Annotated in this window: 4 protein-coding genes; all 4 read left to right on the forward strand. The window is 61.0% G+C overall.

The genetic code is table 11. The annotated features are described in order from the left end of the window. Positions 1–731, forward strand: a 731-nt coding sequence (locus U869_RS0104600) for an Rpn family recombination-promoting nuclease/putative transposase (RefSeq protein WP_025122105.1), incomplete at its 5' end; no start/stop codon positions are given. Positions 732–759: 28 nt separating this feature from the next. Continuing rightward, a complete protein-coding gene (locus tag U869_RS0104605; protein ID WP_025122106.1) occupies positions 760–1,383 on the forward strand; it encodes a DUF2913 family protein in 624 nt (207 codons plus the stop codon). A 117-nt stretch (positions 1,384–1,500) separates the two neighbouring features. Continuing rightward, positions 1,501–5,556: a DEAD/DEAH box helicase gene (locus tag U869_RS0104610; RefSeq protein ID WP_025122107.1), complete on the forward strand. Its 4,056-nt coding sequence runs from the start codon at positions 1,501–1,503 to the stop codon at positions 5,554–5,556. Between the two features lie 53 nt (positions 5,557–5,609). After that, complete coding sequence (locus U869_RS0104615; protein WP_025122108.1) at positions 5,610–5,795, forward strand: hypothetical protein; 186 nt, start codon at positions 5,610–5,612, stop codon at positions 5,793–5,795. Positions 5,796–5,884: the final 89 nt, after the last annotated feature.

The following is a 5,884-nucleotide window of genomic DNA, read 5'->3' on the forward strand; positions in this document are numbered from 1 at the left end:
AGAAAACCGGGGCGGTTCAGTCCAGCCCGGATAAGCACATGGCGTTTCGGCTCATCCGGTACGCGGTCGCGGCCATGCAGCGTCATCTCGATGAAGGCCATAAAAAGCTGCCACTGGTCATTCCCGTGTTGTTCTATACCGGCAAACGCAGCCCGTATCCGTATTCCACCAACTGGCTGCAGGAGTTTGATGACCCAATGTTGGCCAGGAAACTGTATACCGGCGATTTTCCGCTGGTTGATGTGACCGTCATTCCCGACGAGGAGATCATGGGCCACCGCAGCATGGCCGCACTGACCCTGCTGCAGAAACATATTCGCCAGCGCGACCTGGCTGAACTGACAGACAGACTATCCGCTATCCTGCTGGCCGGCTATCTGTCTTCGCCCCAGGTGATTTCGCTGATACACTATATTATCCAGGCCGGGGAATCGGCGGATGCGCAGGCATTTGTTCGTGAACTGGCCCTGCGGGTACCGCAACATGAGGATGAACTGATGACGATCGCACAACAGCTTGAACAAAAAGGTATCGAGAAGGGTATCCAGAAAGGTATCGAGAAGGGTATCCAGTTGGGTGAACAGCGCGGTATGGAAAAAGGGCGTCAGGAAGGTGAACGCGAAGCGGCACTGAAAATAGCCCGCACCATGCTGGCCAATGGCCTCGATCGCGATTCGGTCATGAAAATGACCGGTCTGACCACTGATGATCTGGCGCAGATCCGCCACTAATCTTTCGCTTCGACGGGCAGGGTAGCCATTGTCAGATAAAACCGGATCCGTTCCCCCGGAAAACACCACGTCAGCGCTCAGCCATCTCGCGTTCTGCGCCCTGGCGGCGCTCGGACTGGCGCGTCAGGATGGCATCGCCGGCACGCCGTATGCCGAAAATTTGTTCCTTATTCGCTGGTTGGCCACTGCACAAAAGCAAAAACGCTTCCCCAGGAGCGTCGCCATTGACATCCAGTGGCTCCTCGAGCGAGGCCGCAAACACGGTCCCGCCGGCAAGTTACGCCAGCATCTGGACTACCTCTGGCGCTCCTGCAGCGGCAATCTGGCGGCACAATCCGACCTGTTCCGGCTCACCTACGCCACTGAAACCCTGAAAGACCAGGGCTGGGACAATTGTGTGATGGATGCACGGGAGTGGAAATCCGGCGTTACGCCGGTACCGTCACAGCACAACGGATTCTACGTCGAAAAAGTGGCGCTGAACGCCGCCTTTGCCCAGGACGGACGCCATCTGCACGCCGTCCCGTTTCGTGTCGTCGGGGACCTCGACCAGTTTATGCACGTCATGGCGGAGTTCGGTCTGGGCACACGCCTGCTCGACAGCACGGAGACCTGCCACACCATCGCGCTGGAGCCTGCATCCGCAACATAAGCACAACCTGGCCAAAAGGACACATCGCGCACCGAGTCAGTCGTCGCCGGCGCACAGCACTAGGGAACTGGACGGACCGCGGCCGAAGCGCTGGGGTCACGTAACAAAGGTGATACCATGACCGGACACAAAAACACACCTTCACGCGCTGACAACGCGGAGACCGGGATTGCGCATCTGCCCCTCCCTCTCACCGCCATCCTCTGCCAGCTCGCCCTGCATGACGATTTGGCAAAATCCGCCCTGCTGGATAACCTGCATCAGTTGGAGATAAGCCCCGTTGCCCACCGCCGCATGAATTCCGCGGATATGGCGGAAGCTCTGAAAGTTCTGTTGGCGCAAGGATGGCTGCAAGAGATGAACAACCGCTACCACCTGGCCGGTCATGATAACGTGGTTTACCGCTACATGGTCACCCACCCCGCCGTCTGGGGCGTCTCCCCGCAGCACCCTGGCCATTCACGCCTGTTAAGCGGGCTGCGTACGCGCAGGGCCCGCCTGTGGCATGCACTTCTCGCTGGCGATGAGATAGCCCTGCCGCAATACCTGGACGAATGGATGACAAATCCGGGGTATGCCCCACTGGCACATCCGGCTTTTCAGCTGTTGGATGACGAGGCCGGCAGACACACCTTTGCGCTGTTGAACGAGGCTATTCAGATAGCGCTGCTGGCCAGCTTTCTCGTTGAGGCCTGTTACCGCCTCATTGAGTGCTCCGCGATCTACCAGTATGCCTGCACCTTCAGCGACGCGCGGAGCACGACACCGCCCGCGTTACGGGAGCCCCTGGCGCTGCAGGCCCTGTGGCGAGGCGACCACAACCGCCTTGACCAAATTAGGGGGGAGGGTGAACTGCCTCCGACCGTCACAGGCTGGATTGCCCTGAGCCTCGGACAAAAAGACGCTGCGTTCGAGGCATACCGGCTGCTCGTCAGCCAGTACCGCAAGGCCACGCGTAAACGCAAGCTGCACCTGCCCCCCTTGCCGTCCATGATGGCCGCGTTAACGCTGCTGGCCAATCATGAGCCTGCGTATACCGCAACACTTCGGGAACTGGCCCACCATGCCATCGAGGAGGGGTTCGGCAGTGGCTGGGTCTTGCTGCCAGGTCTGCTGCATGAATGCGAAGGTAAGCCGCCGCAGGGCACCTCACCCGAGCAGGCCACGACGCCACTCATCGGCATGGCCGGCGTCTGGCTGGCGCTGCTCAGGCACTGGCGAAGTGATACCGATGACAGCGAACGCGGGCAGCAACGGCTCGAGATATTCAGAGGACAGTTGGCCACCCGTGGCTATCACCGGCTGGAGCAGGACATTGCCGACCTGCTCCATCAGCAATACCGCCAGCCGGCGCCCCAACTGCCTCATCCGCTGAGCACCCTGTATCAGCGCAAGGCGTCATGGGAATACGCCCTGGCCGCCCTGCGCCAGCTGACGGCGGCGGAAAACGCCAACACATCCCGCATGGCCTGGTTTTTGACCCTGCATCGCTACGAGCTGACGCTGGAGCCCCGGGAACAAAAATACAACCGGGAGGGCTGGACCAAAGGGCGCACGCTGTCCCTCAAACGCCTCAACGACGCGGCCGACACGCTACCCTGGCTGCTGGCGCAGGACCGGCAGGCGTTGCGGCATATTCACTACACCTCGGCGTACTCTTTTTACGGGCACAGCGGCACCTACACGCTGGATGCCGAAGCCGCCTTGCCGGCGCTGGTTGGTCACCCGGCGGTGTTCTGGCAGGACGCCCCGGACGTACGCATCGACATTGAACCCGGGCAGGTGACGCTGGTGATAACGGAGGCGGGGGAACATCTCGCCCTCACGCTCCACCCGCCGGGCATCAGCGACAGCCACGGGCTGCTATGGGAAAAAGAAACGCCGACCCGCCTGGTGGTGTATCCGGTCAGTGACGAGCATCGCAAGATAGCCGGCATTCTTGGCAGGGAACTGCGCATTCCGACCCGCGCCCGCGACCGGGTCCTGCAGTCGGTGTCATCCATCGCGCCCCTGCTGCCGGTCCAGGCCAATCTGCCCGAGCTGACGGCCCACATTCCGCATGTCCCCCCGGATGAAAAACTGTATGCGCATCTGCTGCCGCTTGGCGAGGGGCTGCGCCTGCAGCTGCGGGTTCACCCGTTGCCAAACGGCACCGCCTTCCCGCCAGGGCGGGGCGGCGACATCGTCAACGGTGAACAGAACGGTCAGGCGATACAAACCCGCCGCGACCTGCCGGCAGAACAACAGCGGCTGCAGCAGGTGCTGGCAGCTTGCCCGACCCTCGACGCATCAGCAACAGACACCACCGAATGGCAGTTGACCGATACCCAGGACGCCCTGGAGGCACTGACGCAACTGCGCGCGATTGACCCGACGCAACTTGAATGCGTCTGGCCGGAAGGCGAACGCCTGCGGCTGAGCGGACGCCGCGATATACAGGCCTTGAAACTGCATGTCCGCCGGCAGGACGAGTGGTTTGCCCTGTCCGGCGAACTGGCGCTGGATGACGACAAGGTGTTGCAACTGCGCCAGGTACTGACACTCCTGCAGGAAAGCCGCGGGCGGTTCATCCGCCTCGGCGAGCAGGACTGGCTGGCCCTAGATAACCAACTGCGCCTACGCTTGCAGCAGATAGCCCTGCTTGCCGGTGATAGTGACTCCCTCACGCTGAATACGCTGACACTGCCGCTGTTGAAAACGCTCGCCGATGAAGCCGGGCATCTTGACGGTGACGCCGACTGGCGCCGGCAACTGCGCGGGCTTGAGGACAGGGAAAAACACCCGCCTGTGGTGCCGTCCACGCTGAAGGCCGAACTGCGCGACTACCAGCAGGCCGGTTTCTGCTGGCTGTCGCGGTTGGCGCAGTGGGGTGTCGGCGCCTGCCTGGCCGATGACATGGGGCTGGGGAAAACCCTGCAGGCACTGGCCCTGCTGCTCGAACGCGCCCCGGGCGGACCGCAACTGGTGGTGGTGCCTACGTCCCTTGCCGGCAACTGGCTGAGCGAAAGCGAACGGTTCGCTCCCACACTCCGTCTGCGGGACTACCGGCGCCAGCGCGAGATAGCGGACGTTGGCACGTTTGATGTGGTGGTGGTCAGTTATGGCCTGCTGCTGCAGGATGCGCAGACGTTTGCCAACCAGCAGTGGCACAGCGTGGTGCTGGATGAAGCGCAGGCCATCAAGAACGCACAAACCCAACGGGCGCATGCCGTGATGGCGCTGAAGGCGGATTTCCGCCTGGCGCTGAGCGGCACGCCAATCGAGAATCACCTGGGCGAACTGTGGAGCCTGTTCCGCTTCCTCAACCCGGGTCTGCTGGGTGGTCTGAAACCGTTCAATCAACGATTTGCAACGCCGATTGAGCAAGGTGACCGGTTGGCCGGCACCACGCTGAAGCAGTTGCTTAAGCCGTTTATATTACGCAGAACCAAATCGCAGGTACTGGACGAATTGCCCCCTCGCACCGATATCCTTCACAGCATTCCTCTGAGTGACGAGGAACGACACTGGTACAAGGCATTGCGCCAGCAGGCAGTAGAGCGGTTGGACAGTGGCGGTGACGACATCAAACCGTTGCAGGTGCTGACAGAAATCACCCGCTTGCGCCGGTTCTGCTGCCATCCGTCACTGGTGCTGGATAACCTCTCGCTGGCGGGTAGCAAGCTGGCGGCCTGTCTGGACATCATCGATGAGCTGCGGGAAAACCACCACAAGGCTCTAATCTTCAGCCAGTTCGTCGACCACCTGACACTGTTGCGCACTGCGCTGGATGAACGGCGCATCACCTACCAATATCTGGACGGTTCAACCCCGCCGACCGAACGGGAGATGCGGGTGGCCGCATTCCAGTCGGGCGAGGGCGACCTGTTCCTGATAAGCCTGAAGGCCGGCGGCACCGGACTCAACCTGACAGCTGCCGATTACGTCATTCATCTCGATCCCTGGTGGAACCCTGCCGTTGAAGACCAGGCCAGCGACCGCGCCCATCGGATAGGGCAGGAGCGCCCGGTCACGGTATACCGCCTGGTGATGGAAGACACCATCGAAGAACAGATGGTCGCCCTGCACGGCCGAAAGCGCCAGCTGGCTGAGGACTTACTGGCCGGTAGCGACGGCGTGGGCCGTTTGGACACCCAGGCCCTGCTGGCTGTACTGCGAGGAAGCCCGACGTGATGACATGTTGGCAGATCCCCGTGCCGTCTATATTACGACAAAAGGAATAAGCCGTGACTGAACAGGAACTGTATGATCATGCCGTCTCGTTGCTGGCAAAGAAAAATTACGCCTCTGGCGAGATGCATCGCCAACTGAGCCGACTGACCGAAAGCACGGGGGATATCGAGCGCGTTTTACGTCGCCTGACCGATAACCACGCGCTCAATGATACTCAGTTACTTGCTTATCTTTTGTAATGCTACGGTGAACTCACATTGACGTAGCTTACCGGTTCTGCATGACACAGAACCGGTTAATCTGTGAATGAACCGCCCCGGTTTTCTTG

It is taken from the genome of Serratia sp. H1w (genome assembly GCF_000633355.1).
Taxonomy (GTDB): Bacteria; Pseudomonadota; Gammaproteobacteria; order Enterobacterales; family Enterobacteriaceae; genus Chania.